Genomic DNA, 20205 nt, shown 5'->3' with positions numbered 1-20205 from the left:
GTACCATAAAAAAGGTATCCAATTGAAGGATACCTTTTTTATTTTATACTTCTTTAACTATAGAACTTCTCCCCTTTACCATTCCTTTTATAACTATAGCGATTCCCGCTACCGATTGTGTAACTAAAATAACAAACAATAATGAAATAATATTTTTCTCTAAATTAACTCCGCCAAATATTATTGTATAATAACCATTCGCTGCGTATGTTGCGGGAAATAACTCACCGATTATTTGATATGTTTTAGAAAGCATCTCATGTGGCACTATTACCCCCGAACTTACAAGTTGTAACGATAGTGAGATAATATTAAAAATCATACCTACATTTCCAAAGACAGTTATAAACATTTGTGTTAATGAAAGAAATGTAAAGAAGACTATCGCTTGAAACACCCATATACTCCATACTGTTTCGTGCACTTCAATTTGGAATCCCTTCATCAAACCAATTGTAATACATGCAAGCAAAATTGATACTGTACCGTTAATGATTTGTCGTGATATGAAATTACTCCAACCGTTCTCTACTTCTTTTGCAACTTTTGATAATTCCATGCTCATAACCATTGCTCCTACAAATGATGCTAATACAATCATTAGTGGTACCATATTAACTGAAAATCCTTTTGCATCATTTACTTTATGAACTGTAAAGCCAATTGAATCTCCTGTTAAACCTTTTATCACTTCCACATTCTCAGGTCCTACAGCTTGTAATTTCTCCACAATCGCTTGTTTCTTATAACTTGCTATTTCCTTATTTACATTATCTCGAATTTGTTTTGCTGCTCCTTCCATCATTTGCTTCGCCATCATGGGATTCGCTTGATTAATGTGGAAGTTTAAATTTGTTTTTCCTGTTTCATTTATATCTTTTGAAAAAGAAGCAGGAATTTCAAGAATCATATCATACATATGGTCATTCATTTTTTCATTTGCTTTTTCCATAGACCGTTCTTTCTTCACTTGAAATGGTAGATTTCTCTGTAAGCCTTCTGCTATTTTACTCCCTATATTTCCATCCTCATTCACAATAGCAATACGCATTTGATCTGCTCTTTCGTTCACTCCATCATACGCCGTTAACCACACACAAAAGAAAATAAGTTGGAACGATAACGCCACTACTACTCCTACATACGTACCAGGTAATTTTAAAAATTGTTTTAATGCATTCATCTTCTCTCTCCCCACTCTGCAAGCAAGTACTTACTTGCATTTTATTTTAAATAAATACTAGGGTCTTAAAGCCCTAGCATATAAAACTATATTATTCTCAATAAATTTCTCATCATCAATTTCCATAAATCGGTTTTCAAAACGCAATTTAGATAGGTAATAACCAAAATTAATCCATATAAAATTCATTACTTGCGCTTCAATATTTGTATGAATAATCTTGCCCTGTTCCTGCATCTTGGCAAAATAAATTATTAATTCCTCTTTTAATCCTTGTGGAATTTTAGAGATTTCCTCATCTAATTCAGGAAATTCTCTGGCCTCACGTATACCGATAAAAATAATATCTTTTATGCTATTTAAAAATCTATGATAATGCCTTGCTAAGTTTTTTAAATCCGTTTCTAATTCCCACACAATTTCTGTTTGTAAAAACTGTTTTAAATGCGGTACATATGAAAACTCAGCAACAGCTGCTTCAATTACACCTTTTTTACTTTTAAAATTACGAAATATCGTTACTTCATTAACACCAGCACGCATTGCAATTTCCTTCGTCGTTGCTGCCGTATATCCTTTTTCTTTCACTAATTCAATCGCCGCTTGAATAATTTTTTCTGCTGTCTTTGAGCGCGCCATAAAACCCTCTCTTCCTCATGCAAGTGATCACTTACATTTTGATTATATTACTTTTTTAATAATTGTCAATAATTCTCTTTCGCGTCTTTTTGCATTTCAGTACCTCCTCACAACTTCAATTTACCATATACATACAAATCCTTTTTGATTTAAATTGCGGATTAATCCTTGAATCTATAAGAAAATAATTTATTTTCAACACATACATAATTACATGAAATTGGGAAAAACTTGTATAGAACAAAGTTACCTTAAGGAGGAATTTATGATGAGAATTTTACTATCAGCTTTATTAGCTCTTATGCTAGTACCTGCATTAACAGGATGTAAAGCTCCTGCAAAAGAAGATGCAACTTCTAATAAAAAGACAACTGAAGAAGCAAAAAATGAGGCTCCTGCAGATTTAAAACTAAACTTTAATGAATTTGATTTAAAAGCAGACTATCAAGATACGAAGAAAGACTACGAAGCTGATTATAAAAATGTAGCCGCGGATAAGAAAATGGAAGCAAAAATTGAAGACCATAAAACAGATGTAAAGCTCACAGGCGACGAGGCTATTACAAAATTAAGCCCTCTTCTACAAGAGTTAAAATTTGATAAAAACACACCGGATCAAGAAGTAATTGATCAAGTAGTAAATGTATTCAAACTTGATAAAGACTATCAAAAATTCGCTTTAGAAGTTGTCTTCTCTGACGGAACGAAAAAAGAATATAAAAGAGAAATAAAATAAAGAAGTAGGCGGTTGCCTACTTCTTTATTTTTTAATTTTTACGTATCTTAGTTCTGGACTAGAACCGATAATGAATTGGACGCCAGATACTGATGGTTTTTGTAAATATGAAGCACTTGGGAAAATAATTGGGATTAATGGTGTTTCATCAAACATAATGTCTTCTGCTTTATGCAATATATCAAAACGTTTATTTTCATCTTGTTCTGTTTTTGCTTGATTAATTAAATTATCAAATTCTTTATTGTACCATTTCGCATAGTTACTTGGACCATCACCTGCATATAATTCTAAACGGGCACTAGGGTCTAAGTTAGAACCTCCCCATCCCATATAAGCTAATTGGAAATCACTTTGCTTGTATGTGTCGATGTAACTCTTCCACTCTTTATTTTCTAATTTAATATCTACACCAAGGTTTTTCTTAAACATTTCTTGCATTGCTTCTGCTACTTTTTTATGTTGTGTATCTGTAGTGAATTTTAATGTTACTTCAGGTAATGTAGACCATCCTTGCTCTTTCATACCTTCTTCTAATAGTTTTTTCGCTTCCGCTGGATCAAATTTTACATAATCGCCTTTTTCTTTACGGAAATCACGACCACCTTGTGTTTTTGCCCCTTCTGGAACGAATGCATATGCTGCTTGTGCATTATTTTTATACAATTTTTCAACGATAAATTTACGATCAACTGCTAATGAAAATGCTTTACGTACTTTCGCATTTGTAAATGGCTCTTTTTCTACGTTAAAGGAATAAATATAAGATGAAAATCCTGCAACACGTTTATATTCTTTATTTTCTTTTTCTTTCTCAATCATCTCTTGTGGTAAACCACTTAGTAAATCTAATTCTTTTGATTTAAATAATTGATACGCTGTTTTAGAGTCTGGAATAATACGAAACTCAATTTCTTTTAATGTTACCTTTTTATCATAGTATTCTTTATTTTTTTGTACTGTAATTGCTTGGTTATGCTTCCATTCTTTTAACGTGAATGGTCCGTTCGTAATTAACTCTTTTGGATCTGTTTTTAATTTATTATTATCATCAATTGATTTTTTAGATAATGGAATAAATAATGAACTTGCTAGTTTTTGTTTGAAAGAAGCAACTGGATATTCAAGTGTTACTTTTAATGTTTGAGGATTAACCACTTGAATCCCAACTTGTCCCTCTTCACCTTTTCCAGTATTATATGCCTCTGCACCTTTAATAAAATACATTTCTGTCGCATTCATAGAACCCGTTTTCGGATTTAATAATCGCTTCCATGCAAACTCAAAATCATTTGCTGTAACAGGAGAACCATCTGACCATTTAATATCTTTCTTTAAATGAATTGTATATTCAGTCCCATCAGCATTTACTTCTTCTTTATCCGCTAACTCATTATGGATTTTCCCATTGTTATCCTCAGTATATAGACTTGAAAATAAATTCCCAATTACATATCTCGAAGTAGTATCTGTCGCAATAGCGGAATCAAGCGTGTATGGATCACTACCAATATTCGTTACTAATCGATCCCCTTCTCCCTTACCAGCACTCGCCTTTTGCGTCTCTTTCTTACCGCACGCAACAGAAGTTATTGCTAAAACAGTCATAATGACAAACAGTAAAAACTTCTTCATCCTACATTCTCCTTTAACCTGAAATTTTTGGTGTTGATGCTAATAATGTTTTTGTATAAGAATGTTGTGGATTACGGAACACTTCGTCCGTATTTCCAAATTCAACAAGTTCTCCTTTATATAAGACAGCCACTTTTTCACATAAATAGTGAACCATCGGTAAATCATGTGCGATAAATAAATATGTATAGCCTTGTTCCTTTTGAATCTTTTGCAGCAGATGTACAATTTGGATTTGCAGTGAAACATCTAATGCTGAAATTGGTTCATCAAGGATTAAAACTTCTGGCTCACATAATAACGCTCTTGCAATAGCGATACGTTGACGTTGTCCCCCGCTAAATTCATGTGGATATCGATCAATATATCGTCTATCTAATCCAACACGCTCTAGTGCATCACCTGCGACTTTATCTTTCAATCCTTTATCGCCTAAACCGAATGAAATATAGCCTTCTGTTACAATATCGCGTACTTTCCAGCGCGGATTTAATGCAGCTGTGGAATCTTGAAAAATGAACTGTACTTTCTGTAAGAAATCCCGCTTATGAGCTGACTTCAGCTTGTGAACAACTTGACCGTTATAATCAATTTCACCAGACGTTGGACGCTCTATCCCAGCTATGAGCTTACCAAGTGTTGTCTTTCCAGAACCACTTTCTCCAATAATGCCAAGCGTTGTTCCTTTCGGGATAGAAAGTGATATACCTTTTAACGCTGCGATTTCTTTATTTTTACTTCCATACGTTTTCGTTACTTGCTTTACAGTAATTAAATCTGTCGTCATGAGGCATTCACCTTCTCTTTTGATTTCGCTTTATTATGCTCCAGAATGTGCTGCCAACAATGCGAACTATGCTCCTCAGAATATGTTGTTCTCTCTGGGAATCGATGAATACATTCTTTTATCGCTACTGGGCAACGATTTACAAACGGACAACCAAAGCTATTTAATGTTTCAATAGAAGGTGTCGTTCCTTCTATTGCACGTAATACTTTTTCAGAATCATCCATATTCGGAATTGCTTGTAATAAGCTTTTCGTATATGGATGTTTAGGAGAACCTATTACCTCGTCTATCGTTCCTTTCTCGACAACACGTCCCCCATACATAACAACTACTCGATCCGCTACTTCACGCACAAGTGCCAAATCATGAGTAATTAATAAAATACTCGTATTTTGTTTTTCTTTCCGCTCTTTTAATAGCCCCATAATTTGTTTCTGAATCGTTACATCTAACGCTGTTGTCGGCTCATCTGCAATAACAAGCTTTGGATGACAGGCAAATGCAATTGCTAAACAAATACGCTGCCTCATCCCCCCGCTTAATTGATGTGGATATTGTTCAAAGCGTTTCTCTGCTTCATGTATCCCTAAATCATTTAGTAAATTAATCGCAATTTTTTTTGCTTCTTTTTTCGATTTCTTTTCATGCTGTAAAATCACTTCTGTAATTTGTCTACCTACCTTCATCGTTGGATTTAAAGATGAAAGCGGATCTTGAAAGATAAAGGAAATATCTTTCCCGCGAACTTGATTCCACTCGGATTCTTGTAAATTAGTTAACTCCTTCGATTCGAAAGATACATTTCCAGCATCGATATGAATTGATTCTTGGTTTAAGCCGATAATAGATTGCGCTGTAACACTTTTTCCCGAACCACTTTCTCCTACAAGTGCAACTATTTCACCTTCGTTAATAGAAAAGGAAACATGCTTCACAATTGCTTGCTTACTATTCTCTTTTTCAACGGCTAACGTTACGTTTTCTAAAGATAAGAGCTGTCCCATGTTTTTTCTCCTTTCGATTTCGTTTTACAATCTTCGGATCAATTGCATCTTGCAAACCATCACCAATTGCATTAAATGCGAACATAATGAGTGCAATCATGATTGCTGGGAAGAATAGCTGCCACCACTCTCCGCTCAATAATGTTCCTAGTGCATCGTTCGTCATCGTCCCCCAACTCGCTGCTGGTGATTGTACCCCAAGTCCGATAAAGCTTAAAAATGATTCCGAGAAAATAGCTGCTGGAATTGTAAATGATAAATTTACGATAATAATACCTGTTAAGTTCGGAATGATATGTCCATATATAATCTTCATATGCGATGTACCTAACCGTTCTGCTGCGATAACAAATTCTCTTTGTTTCAAAGATAAGACTTGTGCTCTAATGAGACGCGCCATGCCAATCCATCCCGTTAATGCAAGGGCGATTATAATTGTAAAAAGTCCTGGTTTCATAACGATTAATAGTAAAATAACAATTAATAAATATGGGATACCGTATAGTACTTCAATCCCTCTTATAATCCACTCGTCAATTAACGTTCCAAGGCGATTACGTCCTCTCACATATCCACTAAAGCCACCGATTAGTACACCTAATCCTATATCAAGGGCAGCCGCTACTAATCCAACTGTTAGTGATATTTTCCCTCCAGCCCAAGTACGCGCCCATATGTCTCTCCCTAAATCATCTGTTCCGAACCAATGCTCACTACTAGGTGGTAAGTTTGTTGCTTCTTTTACTTGTTCACTCGCAGTGAATGGCGTTAAACTTTCACCAATAAGAGAGAAAATAATAATTAGTAATAACGTTACTGTCCCTAAAACTGCGATTGGATTTGATACAAATTTACGAAATACTTCTTTCTTTCGGCTAATCGTTTGCTGATCTTTATTTATCGTTAATTCTTTCTTCTCTTCATTCGTTAATAACCCGTCATTAATTTCATAAGCCCCCATTTAAACATCCCCCTCCTTACGTAATAGAACGAATGCGCGGATCAACAATACGATGAATAATATCTGTAATAAAAATACATACAATTAATAGCGCACTATAGAAAATGGTCGTTCCCATAATCACCGGATAATCTCGATTAAAAATACTATCTACAAAATATTTTCCTAGACCAGGAATTGCAAAGATCTTTTCAATAACGAATGTTCCTGTTAAAAGCCCAGCCATTAACGGTCCAATAAATGTAAGTACTGGAACAAGCGCGTTGCGAAGAGCATGTCTTATAATAATCTTTTTAATTGGTATACCCTTCGCCCTCGCTAACTTAATATAATCACTCTGCAAAACTTCAATCATATTAGAGCGAACAAACCTTGTAATAACCGCAATCGGCCCTAACGCCAATGCGAAGGATGGTAATACTGTATGCTCGAAATTACCCCAAGACGCAACCGGTAATAATTCAAATTGAATAGCGAATACTTGTATAAATAGTGGCGCTAAAATAAAACTCGGAATAGAAATACCAATAATTGCAAGAAAACTTACACTATAATCAATTACTTTGCCATGATATAGAGCAGCAAACGTACCTGCAGCAATCCCAACTAACAACGAAATAACAAGTGCTTGTAGACCAATAATTGCTGATGGGCCAAAACCGGTTGTTATAATTTCTGATACGCCTTGTCCCGTAGATTGAACCGATTCACCAAAATCAAAATGAACTACGCCATCTAAATAAGCAACATATTGATTCCATAACGGTTCATCAAGGTGATACTTCGCCCTCATATTCTGCACAACTTCCGCCGGAAAGATCTTTGCATCCGATGAAAACGGATCCCCTGGAATAATGTGCATAATCAAAAATGTTACTGTGGTAATGATCCATAGTGTAAACACCATAACTGATAGTTTTTTAATAACATACACTCCAATAACCCCCTAAACACATAAAATTACTTTGTTTTACTAACGTATTTTTCCCCTTACTCCCTTTCTCTTTTTAGAATACAAAAAGCCTTGATCTTAAAAAATAAGATCAAGGCTTAATAAACAAAGGCCCATCACTTATCTTTCAAGACTTGCTTGCTGGAATTAGCACGGTGTTCATATTTCAGAACCCGCTGCTGAGGTGTCATAGGGCCAGTCCCTCTACCTCTCTGGATAAGTAAATTGCTATATTATTATTTGGTTCAAATTGTATATTTCGAATTATAATTCTGAAAAAATGAAAAGTCAATCAAATTGGATATATTTAGAAAAATCAGTTTTTAATTACGTTAGTTATCGAAATTACAACTTATACTAAAGTGAAACTTTAATCAGTGGGGGTTTTCTTCATCCCCCATTGATTATTAGCCCTCATCAATCGGGCTTTTACGGGCAGTAAGACTCCCACCCAAAAATCTGGACGTGAAACAAAAAGTATTAGTATGCAAAGATGAAGACGGAGATGGTAAGAAGAAAAAATAACCTTGCGTATGCAAGGTTATTTTTTCGTTTCTTCCTGGAAACGTTTATAGTATGTCGATGCTGTTGAAAAATTAATTTCTATATCACGAATCAACGATGAATCTTCTTCTTTAGCTAACTTCTGTAATTTTTTCATCGCTTGTTCCGATTCATTTAAGAAACCAACATACATTTCATGTTCTTGTTCTTTCGACTTCGGTACATGAATTTCTTTACGCATATGATCTATATCTTCTAACATACCCGTTGTTACATTTTGCACGTCTTCCTTATATTTAGCATTAGTTATTTCCTTACCGCCCTTTTCTTTTGCCACTTCAAATAACTGCAGTGCTTTATTAATTTCTTTATTCATTTTTATATCGTATTTTTCATGTACTGCCAGATATGCTTTCATCTCTTCTGTTTGTTCAGTAGATTGCTCTACCTTTTCTTGCGATTTTTGTGGTTCTTTCGTATCTTTACTTCCATTACACCCTGCTAGAAGGATCATACTTCCCATTACAGCAATACCTAAAACCTTCTTCATCTCGAATTCTCCTTTTATCTACAGCTACTACTCATTATAGTTTCTTTTATCTCCACTTGTTATTATACCGAGAACATCCTACTTTTTACACTTAAGACAACATCGTAATATGTATACCAACATTTTTGTCACAGTATCGTCACTTTATGCAAATAACTTTTGCATCAGTTTACTCTATCAACTTACAAATAAATAGAAGTTATTTCAAAGAAATGAAAAAAGAGTTGATTCAAATATTTCCTTTGAATCAACTCTTTTTTGTTAAGCCTCTAAATTTTGTTGTTGCAATTCAAACTGTTTCTCACTTCTTCTTGCCATGAATAAATAACACAACACGGCTCCCATTTCACAAAGCGCAATAACAACACCCATAGGAAGTGCTGTATTGCTTCCACCAATACCTACTAGCGGTGCAACAAGCGCTCCTGAAATGAACTGTAATAAACCTAGTAAAGCTGATGCTGTTCCTGCTGCTTGTTTTTGATTTCTCATCGCTAACGAGAAGCCAGTTGTTGATACAACCCCAACACTTGATACGACAAGGAATAGCGAGCATAAAACACCGATTAGCCCTATTCCAAGTGCGATTGTAAGTAGTAACGATAGACCGCCAACAGCCGCAATAATAATACCAGCAACAAATAAAGTTTTCTCATTAACTTTCCCCGCTAAGCGGCCAGTAACTTGGCTAGCGATAATAATACCAATACCGTTAATCGCAAAGAACAAACTAAACTGTTGTGGTGATGCCCCGTATATATTTTGCAACACGAACGGTGAACCAGAAATATAAGCAAACATTGCTGCTGTTACTAACCCTTGCGACAATGCATAACCCATAAATAAACGATCTTTCAAAAGCTTTCCGTATGTTGCCAGCGTTCCTGATAATCCACCTGTCTCTCTTTCTTCAGGAGGTAATGTTTCACGTAATACGAAAGTAGCTGATATTAGCATGAATACACTAATTGCTCCAAGAACGATAAAGACACCGCGCCATGATGTGAACTGTAATAATTGCCCTCCAATAATCGGTGCTAAAATAGGTGCTGCTCCGTTTACTAACATAAGTAATGAGAAAAACTTCGTCATTTCAGAACCTGAATACATATCACGTACCATTGCACGTGATATAACAATACCAGCAGATCCTGAAGCACCTTGTAAGAAACGTAAAAGCACTAAACTCCAAATCGATGGTGCAACAGCACAAAGTAAAGAAGAGGCAACATAAATAATAAGAGCGATAATAAGAGGTTTGCGCCTTCCGTAAATGTCACTAATTGAACCAACAAATAACTGTCCTACTGAAAGTCCAAGCAAACAAGCAGTTAATGTAAGCTGCGCAAGGGATGCACCCGTTTGTAAATCATCCGTTAACTTTGGTAAAGAAGGCAAATACATATCAATAGATAATGGCCCAATTGCCGTAAGTGTTCCTAATACAAGAATCATCCATAACCTGTTTGTCTTTACAGGTTTATATACTTCGTGATTAACTCCATTCACTTTTTTCATTCACCCTTTCATATAAACACCGAATCGTAACAATTATAGTTACAACATAAATATACGTCAAGTATACCGTGTTTTCCTGTTTAATAATGTAAAAAAAGCGATAGAATCTCTATCGCTTTACTTTTTCAAATTACTATTTGTAAATTTAGATACAGATGCCATCATTTCTCCTGTGTCTAAATATGTGATTTGAATTGGATCTCCTACCTCTGTAAACATTGCATATGGGAATTTCTTCGCCGGTACCATAAATACTTTTTGCTCGTTTTCTAACAGTACATACACAATCGTATTTTCACCTGATTTTTCTTTATACACACGTTGTACAGTACCTTCTTTTTGCGCTTCTTTCCCATTTGAAGTCGGTCTAAATGAATCACCACTTCCGCTCAGCGCATTTTTATAATTCTCAAGTGCTTCTTTTTGCGTCGAACCTGTTGCAAATACTTTTGCATTAGAAGCATATATAACAGTATGAGCACGTACTAATCCCCCGTCATCGATAACCGGTACAATCCAAGAAGGTTTACCGTATACGTTATAAATAACCGGCATCGTTCCATGCCATTTCTCTCTCTTAAAGGAATTATCCACTACTTCTGTAGCAGCCGAACCATCCATAATGCCCTTTACTTCTTTTCCGTTATAGTAATACAACTTTCCTGTACGTGCGTCGACTAATGAATAACCGAGGGCAGAATCTACTCCTTCTTTCGGAGAGGTAAAGTCTGTAAAGTAATACAGTCTACCATCTTTTCCGAAGATTGGCGTAACGCCTTCCTTCGTCCCCCACTCAGTCGGAATCTTCATATCAGTTTGTGAGAATTTCGTATTCCAAAATCCGTGAATATATTTCCCAAAGTACGTATTTAACGTAGATGCTGTTTCATGATTTAATACACCATCAACGAATTTAGGCGCATTCCCTTTACCATATCGTTTCACATCACCTGTTTGTGCATCAACAACGACAACGCCTTCTACTTCAAACCCTGATCTTCCTGAAATAAACTCACCGTACGTCATTGTATAATACGGTTTTCCTTTATCATCAACTTCAAATTTTGGTTTCCCTTTAAAAACTAAATCTGGCTCTGCTTTTCGAACGACACGTTCTAATTTATTACCGAAAAACATGCTTGGTACATACTTCATTTTATATCCAAGATGTAATTTCGCTTCCGCATCAGGATTTGTACCTGACATCGTTACGTAACCCGGAATTGTTTCCGCTTTACGTGCTTTAAAAAATCCCGAAACTTCTATCGGTGCTACATACAAGGCTTCACCATTTACCATTTGTGGCGTTAATTCCCCTAGCTCAAAATAAGCTACTTTCGGAATATCACCAAATACCTTTTTCATTTTATTTTCCGCTGTTTTAGGCGGAACTGTAAACGGTTGGTCATTTTCAGTAAATGGCTCTGAAATATCTTTCTCTACCTTAACAACAGAATCATATTTCTTTTGCGAGATTACTATATCGTGCAAATAACCAAAATAGCCGTAACTTGCGAGTAAAACAAACATTAGAAGTCCTTTTAACGTACCTTCTAATTTCCCTACCTGCTCTTGTGAAAATAAAACAAGCCCAATTAAAATCGCTACTGCAACAGAATAATGAGTAAGAATAGAATCTGCCCGATCATCAATTAGCCAGAAATATTCATAGATTGCAATACCTATCCAAAATAAAACAGGAATAACTAAAATAGATGATTTCTTACCCTTTACAACTTTCTCATTTCCTCCTTTATCCACCGCGCGAATTTTATTACCGCTTCTAGTCCATGGAATCAAAAACAAAGTGAGAATAGCTAAAATTATAAATTTCATCAAAGGCAATGTCCCCTTTTCTTTTGTCTTCTCCATAAGTATAACAAATAAAGGGTAATCAGGTAAAAATGGGTATGATTATATTTTTTTGCTACTTAATACAATTCCACTCACTGCATATAAAATAGATGCAATATAAAAAATGGTGCCAATCGTAAAGAAATCTACTAAATATCCAGTTGCAATAACTGCTACTGCTCCTCCAACCGATGTCCACACATGATATTTTCCAATCTCATAACCAGCTTTTTTCTGTTCTACCTTTCGTGCTAACGATGTCTTCTCCGTATTGCGCTGCACAGCACCTAAAATACCCATTAAAATTTGGAGAATGTATACATGCCAAACTTCTGTTGCAATAGGGAAACAAAGCATTAATATAGCCATGGACCAGGCGTATATAATTAATAACTTTCTATCACCTACTCTATCAGAGATTCTTCCAACTAACGGATATACTAGAGCTGAAGTTAAGGCAAATAAGCCGTACGCCCAGCCAAATTGCGAGAAGCTATTCCCAACATTTCGAAGCAATAGAATGTAAAAAGGAAATACCATACTTCCCGCCATCATAATAATGCTTTGTGACGCTACAAATCTTCTATATGTCATTTGCTATACTCCTTATAAAATAAATTCACAAACCTTTCCTCTGGGTCTACTTCCTTCTTCTTCTGAAGGAATTCTTCTATACGAGGATATGCTTTCTTTAGTTGCTCCTTTGCCGGATAAGAATAATACGGTAAATAATAACTTCCATTATGCTTTAACGTAACATCAATCATCTTTTGAATGACCACTTTTGTTTTCTTTATTTCATCCTCAGAACGCCCTTGATTAATTAGAAGCACAAGCGCAAACATATCATCTTTCGCATAAGATAGCACCGCATTCTCATTCTTTTCTACATAGCGGATTGTAATGTTAAGAAGGTTTAATTCCTCTTCGTTTAAAACAATTCGTAAATCATCTATATACTCTGCAAAACCATCTATCGGTACAAAGTACTCTTGTAAAACTTCGGTCAAGTTTGGATTATCGTATTCCATAAAAGCACTATCAGATCTCATTACGTTATTTCGCGTTTCGTACTTACCATCTGTACGTTCAAAATAACTTCTTTGTATATCCCAAAATGCGCCCTTTCCCCAGTCACTATAACGTGATAACCCGAGCAAAAATTTCGGCGCAGCTATAATATTTTCTTCTTTTAATTTGCTGTACTCTTTCAACTTCTGTTGATCTTCTGCCAGTACATAATCTGTCACATACATTTCTTTTAAAAATGAATTCGGGGCAACAGAAATACGTGCTAAATGCATACGTATATTCTCGTCCCTTCGCACTTTATTCTTAAAGTATGAAGAGTATTCTTTATAATCTAGTACCTTCGTATGCGTTTCATACAATTCATCGTTTGTTAACTGTAGCGTCACATCTAAAATCACACCAAACAATCCGTATCCACCAATTACATACGGAAACAAATCAGCATTTTCTTTTCTACTTACATTACGCACCGTACCATCTGCCATTAACAATCTGAATGACTCTACTGTATCAATCAATGCTTCATGACGAATATCACGCCCATGTACATTTACACTTAATGAACCACCAACAGTAAAAATATTTTGAGATTGCATCACTTGAACTGCAAGACCATATGGATTGATTTTCTTTTGAATATCATTCCATGTGACACCGCTTTGCACCCTAATCCTCTTCTTCTCCGGATCGAATTCTAATATTTCATTATACCCTTTCATATCAAGCATCGTACCGTTCGGATAATACGTCTGCCCGCCTTGACTATGTTGCATACCTGCAATAGAAATCTTCTCTCCAGAAACATTCGCATCTTGCACTAACTTTTTTAATGAACTTTCATCCTCAGCATTTTCAACACGTTTAATTTTCGTTGGAAGCAACTTTCCTACATCACTCATAATAGGATGATTCAGTTGCTCTTTGTATGTATATATAGATGTTGTGAGCAACACTGTATACGCTACAATTACAACTGCTACCTTTCTTTTTTTCAAATGGCACTCTCCTCTTCTAACGTTCTTCCTCTTCATATTGTACCTATTTTCCTACGAAGAAGGTATTAACAAAAAAGAGAGAGACCCTTTGTTTTAGGTCCCTCCCTCATCAAGACTGTTACTTTGCTGCTGGCAATTGTATTGGCTCAAACTTTTCGTACGATGTATATTTTGCATTCGTAATAATGTGTGCCTTATTCTCACCATTACTACTCATAATCATATCTATCTTCGCTGATTCATATTTAAAATCTTTTGTAATGATATATTCTGCATCCACTTCTTCTATCTTTGCATTTTGTGCTTGTAGCATTTTCTTCTGCGTTTCATCCATGCTAGCTAACATACTTTCTGTTTCTTGCCCTTTTAATATGAACTTCAGTTTATATTTGTCTCCGCTTTTCTCCATCTTCATTTTATCTACAACTACTGCTGGCACTTCTAAATTATCTACAATATCTTGAGTTGCTTTCATTCCGCTAGCATTTAATTGCTCCTCCGGTACAGATATAACTTCTCCTGTATTAGGATTTTTCACCTGACCAGCAACTTTACCATCCACAGCATAAACTACAACATCTGTACCAGAAACATTCATTTCAGAGCGAGAATTCTTTTTCTTTGGCTCTAATTGCATTTTAGCCTTTAGAATATTCATCTCTGTTCCTTCAGCTTTTATCCCTACATCATATGTCATCGTTACATTTTCTTCGTTTTTAAAAGCTTCATTCGCTTTCTTGAAAACATCCTTCGCTGCTAATTCCTTTTCTTTTTGTACCGATTCTTTTTTCGGTTCATCAGTTTTTGTTGTTTTCTCATTACTACACCCTGCACCTAAAATAACTGCAAAGACTAAACTAGAAGTTAAAATAAGTTTTTTCATAATTCCCCCTCCTTTCCAAAAGGATATCATTTATTTTCCTTTTAAATCCATATATTTTTAAATATTTCCATCTAATTTTATTCCTCTCATAACAACATGTTTAAAGAAACACTTAAATATGATGTAAAGAAAAACAAATAACTTCAGGAGGTCATTATGAAAGCTATTATTTGCACAAAGTATGGACCACCTAATGTTCTAAAGCTCCAAAATATAGAAAAGCCTAAACCTAAAAAGAATGAAGTATTAGTTAAAATTCACGCAACAAGTGTAACGACTGGAGATTGTAGAATACGTGGCTTTAATAGCCCCCTCTTATTTTGGGTTCCTATGCGGATCATATTAGGTTTCAGAAAACCGAGAAAACCTATACTCGGCGTAGAATTATCCGGTGAAATCGAAGAAATAGGAACAGATGTAACTCAATTTAAAAAAGGAGATCCAGTTTTTGCATTAACAGAACTAAACCTCGGTGGTTATGCCGAATACACATGCGTGCATGAAAGTGGATTAATAGCATTAAAACCTACCAATGTGACGTATGAAGAAGCTGCAGTTATTCCTTTTGGCGCAACTTCAGCATTGTACTTCCTGAGAAAGGGCCTTATAAAAAAAGGGCAACAAGTGCTGATATATGGTGCCTCTGGGTCAGTAGGAACAGCTGCCGTACAACTTGCTAAATATTTCGGAGCGACCGTTACGGCAGTTTGTAGTAATTCAAATTTTGAACTAGTGCAATCTTTAGGGGCTGATAAAGTAATTGATTATACGAAAGAAGATTTTACTAAGCAGGGCACATGCTATGATATTATATTTGATGCAGTTGGAAAACATAAAAGGTCCCTTGGGAAAAAAGTATTAACGCCTACTGGTAAATATGTATCTGTTAATGGAATGATGGCAAAAGTAAGTAAAGAAGATATGTTTCTACTAAAAAAACTAACTGAAACAGAAAATCTAAAGCCTGTTATTGATAGAACTTACCCGTTAGAAGAAATTTCAGAGGCCCATACGTACGTAGAGATAGGACATAAAAAAGGTAATATTTCTATTTCCTTAAAATAAAATATATTCAGAAAATAATGTTGACAATTCTTTTTGTAAGATTTACTATTAGTACCATATTTAAAAACTACATACACATACTCTTATCAAGAGTGGCGGAGGGACTGGCCCGATGATGCCCGGCAACCGAGCTTATAACGTATAAGCTAAGGTGCTAATTCCTGCAGAACGATTTTCGTTTTGGAAGATAAGAGAGGAACCTATTTCGTCTATTCGGCACCTCTCTTATTTTGGAGAGGTGCTTTTTATTTTGGAACGTATATTAAGGGGGAATTATAGATGAAAAAGGTATTATTAAGTATTGTAAGTGGAGCTGTATTATTGCTAGGTGCATGTGGTGCTAATTCTGATAAAGAGGTAAAAGCATTAGATGAGAAAAAGATTACCGTTGGTGTAACAGGCGGGCCGCATGAACAAATTTTTGAAAAGGTGAAAGAAGTTGCAGCAAAAGACGGGCTCGAAATTGATGTAAAGGTATTTAATGATTACGTAGCACCGAACGTATCTTTAGATGAAAAAAGCCTTGATGTAAATAGCTATCAAACTAAATCTTATTTAGATGTATTTAAAGCCGAACGAAACATGAAATTAACTGAAGTATTTTCAACAGTAACATTCCCTATGGGCGTATATTCTAAAGACATAAAAGATGTAAAAGACTTAAAAGAGGGCGACGCAATTGCTGTCCCAAACGATCCAACAAATGAACTTCGCGCTTTAAAGCTATTTGAAAAAGCAGGCGTTTTAAAAGTTGATCCAAAGGCTACAGAAAAAGCGACTGCAAAAGATGTAATTGTAAATCCGAAGAATTTAAAGATTGTTGAATTAGAGGCATCTCAATTACCAACGCAGCTAAGTGAAGTGAAAGCTGCTGCGATTAATACAAACTTTGCATTAGGCGCAAAATTAAGTCCAGCGAAAGATTCTATTTTCCGCGAAGGAAAAGATTCACCATATGTGAACTGGGTTGTTGTTCGCACAGAGAACAAAGATGATGCAGTTGTAAATAAATTAAAGAAAGCTTATCAATCTAAAGAAGTAAAAGATTTCATTGAGAAAAAATTCGATGGTTCTGTTTTACCGTCTTGGTAGGAGCTGACTATAATGATTGAATTAAAAAACGTATCCAAAGTATTTACAACAAAAAAAGGGAATGTAGAAGCTCTTAAGTCTACTTCCCTTCAAGTAAAAAAGGGCGAAGTATTTGGAATCATTGGATATAGTGGCGCTGGTAAAAGTACATTAATTCGATGTGTAAATTTATTAGAAAAACCAACAACAGGAAATATCATTGTAAACGGCCAAGACTTAACAACTTTATCAGCAAAAGAACTAGCAAAATCGAGACAAAAAATCGGGATGATTTTTCAAGGCTTCAACTTACTTAAAACTGTGACAGTTTATGAAAATATCGCATTACCGTTACGTCTATCTGGTCTTCCCAAAAATGAAATTGAAAAAAGGGTAGAAAAGTATTTACGTATTGTCGATCTTTTTAATCGAAAAGATGCCTATCCGAGTGAACTTTCTGGTGGTCAGAAGCAGCGTGTTGCCATTGCACGTGCACTATCACATGAACCTGAAGTGTTATTAAGCGACGAAGCAACGAGTGCTTTAGATCCAGAAACAACGGATTCTATTCTTGACCTATTACTAAAGATTAATGAAGAAATCGGGATTACAATTTTATTAATTACACATGAAATGAATGTCATCCAGCGTATATGTGACCAAGTTGCCGTTATGGAACATGGATCTGTAGTCGAAAGCGGGACTGTGAAAGATATTTTCACAAATCCACAACATGTAACAACGAAAAAATTTGTAAATAGTGCATTCGCAGCGAAGATTCCAGAAGAAGTACAGAAAGAGCTACAAAGCACTGGTGAGATCGTAACACTTTCATTTATAGGGACCTCTTCAGGGGAACCGGCGTTAGCTGTCGCTACAAAACGTTTCCAAGTATATCCGAACATTCTATCCGGTAATATTACACAGCTAAAACATGAAGCATATGGGAAACTTATCGTTCATATGCAAGGTGAAGAAAATGAAGTACACCGTGCTTTATCATTCTTACAAGAGAAAGGAATCGTCGTAGAAGGAGGTAGAACAGATTATGGAAAACAAGTCCTTTTTGGATGAATGGGGTAACGTAATATGGGAAGCAACAATTCAAACATTTCAAATGACATCTATTTCACTACTTATCTCTATCCTTATTGCATTACCACTCGGTGTCACACTTGTTTTAACGAGACCTGGTGGACAGCGAGAAAATAAAATTATCTATCCTATTCTTAATACAGTTATTAATGTCATTCGCTCTCTTCCATTTATCATTCTATTATTCTTCATTTTACCTTTTACAAAGTTTCTAATGGGAACATCCATTGGCGTGCAAGGTGTTATCGTACCACTTGTCGTCTTCACAGCTCCTTATATTGCACGTTTAATGGAAACTGCTTTATTAGAAGTAGATCGCGGCGTCATTGAAGCATATCAAGCAATGGGAGTCTCTACTATAAAAATTATTTGGCACGTCATGGTTAAAGAAGCTCGCCCTTCTCTTGTACTCGGATTAACAATCGCAACCATTGGCTTAATTGGTGCAACAGCAATGGCTGGACTTGTAGGTGCTGGCGGGCTAGGGGACTTAGCATATCGCTTCGGGCACTTACGCTACGAACCTGAAGTAATGTATGCAACAGTCTTTATTTTAATTATCCTCGTTCAAGGATTGCAGTCTTTAGGGAATGGTGTTGCACGAAGATTGAAGAAAGATTAAAAAAGAAGGTATCTCACTAGGGTGAGATACCTTCTTTTTATCCCGCTATTTGTGGGCAGTAAGACCCCCACTGATTAAAGTTTCACTTTATCTTTTAAATCCACCTTCTGAATGAATAACTTGTCCAGTAATCCATCCTGCTTCTTCACTTACTAAAAACTTAATGAGTCTTGCTGCATCCTTTGGCTCACCAATTCTACCAAAAGGGAACATCGGCTTTAATCCTTGTTTTATCTCTTCATTCATCCAGCCTGTATCAGTTGGACCTGGATTAATTGCATTCACTGTTATTCCTAAATGAGCCACCTCAGCTGACAACGTACTAGTAAGAGCATCAATAGCTCCCTTCGTTGTTGCATACGCTAACTCTCCGGCCATAGGCCCTTTAAATTGTCCCGAAGTAATATTAACGATTCTACCACCGGACTTCTTCTTGAATCCACGTGCAAACTCACTACTTAACAATGTAGTCCCACGGACATTTACCATGTAATGCTTATCCAACTCTTCGGCAGTCAAATTAGAGAAATCATTATTCGTAGAATACGCTGCATTATTAATTAATATATGGGGGTACCCTAATTGTTCAGTAACTTTATTTATAAGCTGCTTTGGTGCATCGTTCTGAGTTAAATCTAACTCCGTACTTGATACTTTAACACCGTTTTGCAACAGCTCTTCTTTTAATTGTATTTGTTCATTTTGATCAACGCCCCAAGGCATCTCTTTATCATAATTCGTCCAGTACGTAAAAAATATATCATATCCAGACTCAGCTAACTCTTTACAAATAGCTGCTCCTATACCATCTAGACGACTAACACCTGTAACAACTGCTACTTTATTTTTTAATTGATTCATCATATACTCCTCCAAGTTTAAAGGACGCATATTATATATAAGAGATATAAATTTCCCAACATAGGTATCTATCCTTACAAAAGGGATGTACAAGCCAAATATGCAGTCCTTGAATGATTTACAGATAGCTAAATAAACCCTCACTTATGAGAGAAAAATTTATCTATCTAATTTCTAATCATTACAAGTTCATCCACATATTGAGTCTTTGTCTCCTTTACATATATCTCTGTTTCTATCATACCAATATGATGT

Annotated in this window: 19 protein-coding genes and 2 riboswitches; of the genes, 5 read left to right on the top strand and 14 right to left on the bottom strand. The window is 35.6% G+C overall.

Translation table 11 applies throughout. From position 1 onward, the window contains the following. Positions 1-43: 43 nt before the first annotated feature. Complete coding sequence (locus KI356_RS15640) at positions 44-1183, bottom strand: YhgE/Pip domain-containing protein (protein ID WP_212935846.1); 1140 nt, start codon at positions 1181-1183, stop codon at positions 44-46. Positions 1184-1240: 57 nt separating this feature from the next. Continuing rightward, positions 1241-1822 (bottom strand): TetR/AcrR family transcriptional regulator, encoded by a 582-nt coding sequence (locus tag KI356_RS15635; RefSeq protein WP_128283221.1) that lies wholly within the window; start codon positions 1820-1822, stop codon positions 1241-1243. 268 nt (positions 1823-2090) lie between these two features. Between KI356_RS15635 and KI356_RS15630 the strand changes: the two genes are divergently transcribed. After that, the gene (locus KI356_RS15630) at positions 2091-2558 is read left to right on the top strand and encodes a YusW family protein (protein ID WP_128283269.1); all 468 of its coding nucleotides are present in this window, start codon (positions 2091-2093) and stop codon (positions 2556-2558) included. A 24-nt stretch (positions 2559-2582) separates the two neighbouring features. Here the strand turns inward: KI356_RS15630 and KI356_RS15625 are convergent, their stop codons facing one another. From KI356_RS15625 to KI356_RS15575, 11 genes are all read right to left on the bottom strand, one after another. Further along, the gene (locus tag KI356_RS15625) at positions 2583-4193 is read right to left on the bottom strand and encodes a peptide ABC transporter substrate-binding protein (RefSeq protein ID WP_128283220.1); all 1611 of its coding nucleotides are present in this window, start codon (positions 4191-4193) and stop codon (positions 2583-2585) included. A 13-nt stretch (positions 4194-4206) separates the two neighbouring features. Beyond that, positions 4207-4980, bottom strand: a complete 774-nt coding sequence (locus KI356_RS15620) for an ABC transporter ATP-binding protein (RefSeq protein WP_002151286.1) — start codon at positions 4978-4980, stop codon at positions 4207-4209. After that, the gene (locus KI356_RS15615) at positions 4977-5987 is read right to left on the bottom strand and encodes an ABC transporter ATP-binding protein (protein WP_212935845.1); all 1011 of its coding nucleotides are present in this window, start codon (positions 5985-5987) and stop codon (positions 4977-4979) included. Before KI356_RS15615 ends, KI356_RS15620 begins: the two co-directional genes overlap by 4 nt. Further along, positions 5944-6948, bottom strand: coding sequence for an ABC transporter permease (locus KI356_RS15610; protein WP_212935844.1), 1005 nt, complete (start codon positions 6946-6948; stop codon positions 5944-5946). Before KI356_RS15610 ends, KI356_RS15615 begins: the two co-directional genes overlap by 44 nt. A gap of 16 nt (positions 6949-6964) precedes the next feature. Further along, the gene (locus KI356_RS15605; protein WP_128283217.1) at positions 6965-7882 is read right to left on the bottom strand and encodes an ABC transporter permease; all 918 of its coding nucleotides are present in this window, start codon (positions 7880-7882) and stop codon (positions 6965-6967) included. Between the two features lie 135 nt (positions 7883-8017). After that, positions 8018-8123: riboswitch (SAM riboswitch) on the bottom strand. A 318-nt stretch (positions 8124-8441) separates the two neighbouring features. After that, on the bottom strand, positions 8442-8954 hold the full coding sequence (locus tag KI356_RS15600) for a hypothetical protein (RefSeq protein WP_128283216.1): 513 nt from the start codon (positions 8952-8954) through the stop codon (positions 8442-8444). A 261-nt stretch (positions 8955-9215) separates the two neighbouring features. Further along, a complete protein-coding gene (locus KI356_RS15595) occupies positions 9216-10472 on the bottom strand; it encodes a multidrug effflux MFS transporter (protein WP_212935843.1) in 1257 nt (418 codons plus the stop codon). Between the two features lie 117 nt (positions 10473-10589). Then, positions 10590-12308, bottom strand: coding sequence for a DUF3981 domain-containing protein (locus KI356_RS15590; RefSeq protein WP_212935852.1), 1719 nt, complete (start codon positions 12306-12308; stop codon positions 10590-10592). Positions 12309-12386: 78 nt separating this feature from the next. Then, positions 12387-12920, bottom strand: a complete 534-nt coding sequence (locus tag KI356_RS15585; RefSeq protein ID WP_002115372.1) for an MFS transporter — start codon at positions 12918-12920, stop codon at positions 12387-12389. After that, positions 12917-14353 (bottom strand): FAD-binding oxidoreductase, encoded by a 1437-nt coding sequence (locus tag KI356_RS15580; protein ID WP_212935842.1) that lies wholly within the window; start codon positions 14351-14353, stop codon positions 12917-12919. Before KI356_RS15580 ends, KI356_RS15585 begins: the two co-directional genes overlap by 4 nt. A gap of 118 nt (positions 14354-14471) precedes the next feature. Then, positions 14472-15236, bottom strand: a complete 765-nt coding sequence (locus KI356_RS15575) for a DUF6612 family protein (RefSeq protein WP_212935841.1) — start codon at positions 15234-15236, stop codon at positions 14472-14474. Between the two features lie 156 nt (positions 15237-15392). On the opposite strand from KI356_RS15575, the gene KI356_RS15570 reads away from it, so the two are divergent. From KI356_RS15570 to KI356_RS15555, 4 genes are all read left to right on the top strand, one after another. Continuing rightward, positions 15393-16301, top strand: coding sequence for an NAD(P)-dependent alcohol dehydrogenase (locus KI356_RS15570; protein ID WP_212935840.1), 909 nt, complete (start codon positions 15393-15395; stop codon positions 16299-16301). 80 nt (positions 16302-16381) lie between these two features. After that, positions 16382-16495: riboswitch (SAM riboswitch) on the top strand. A gap of 85 nt (positions 16496-16580) precedes the next feature. Next, entirely contained in the window at positions 16581-17393 is an 813-nt protein-coding gene (locus KI356_RS15565; RefSeq protein ID WP_212935839.1) for a MetQ/NlpA family ABC transporter substrate-binding protein, read from the top strand. 12 nt (positions 17394-17405) lie between these two features. Continuing rightward, complete coding sequence (locus tag KI356_RS15560; RefSeq protein ID WP_212935838.1) at positions 17406-18446, top strand: methionine ABC transporter ATP-binding protein; 1041 nt, start codon at positions 17406-17408, stop codon at positions 18444-18446. Then, complete coding sequence (locus KI356_RS15555; RefSeq protein ID WP_212935837.1) at positions 18421-19089, top strand: methionine ABC transporter permease; 669 nt, start codon at positions 18421-18423, stop codon at positions 19087-19089. Before KI356_RS15560 ends, KI356_RS15555 begins: the two co-directional genes overlap by 26 nt. Before the next feature lie 87 nt (positions 19090-19176). Here the strand turns inward: KI356_RS15555 and KI356_RS15550 are convergent, their stop codons facing one another. Further along, complete coding sequence (locus KI356_RS15550) at positions 19177-19953, bottom strand: SDR family oxidoreductase (RefSeq protein WP_212935836.1); 777 nt, start codon at positions 19951-19953, stop codon at positions 19177-19179. Between the last annotated feature and the right edge of the window lie 252 nt (positions 19954-20205).

Source organism: Bacillus hominis, from assembly GCF_018332515.1.
GTDB lineage: Bacteria > Bacillota > Bacilli > Bacillales > Bacillaceae_G > Bacillus_A > Bacillus_A hominis.
This window is presented reverse-complemented; position numbering and strand designations above follow the sequence as displayed.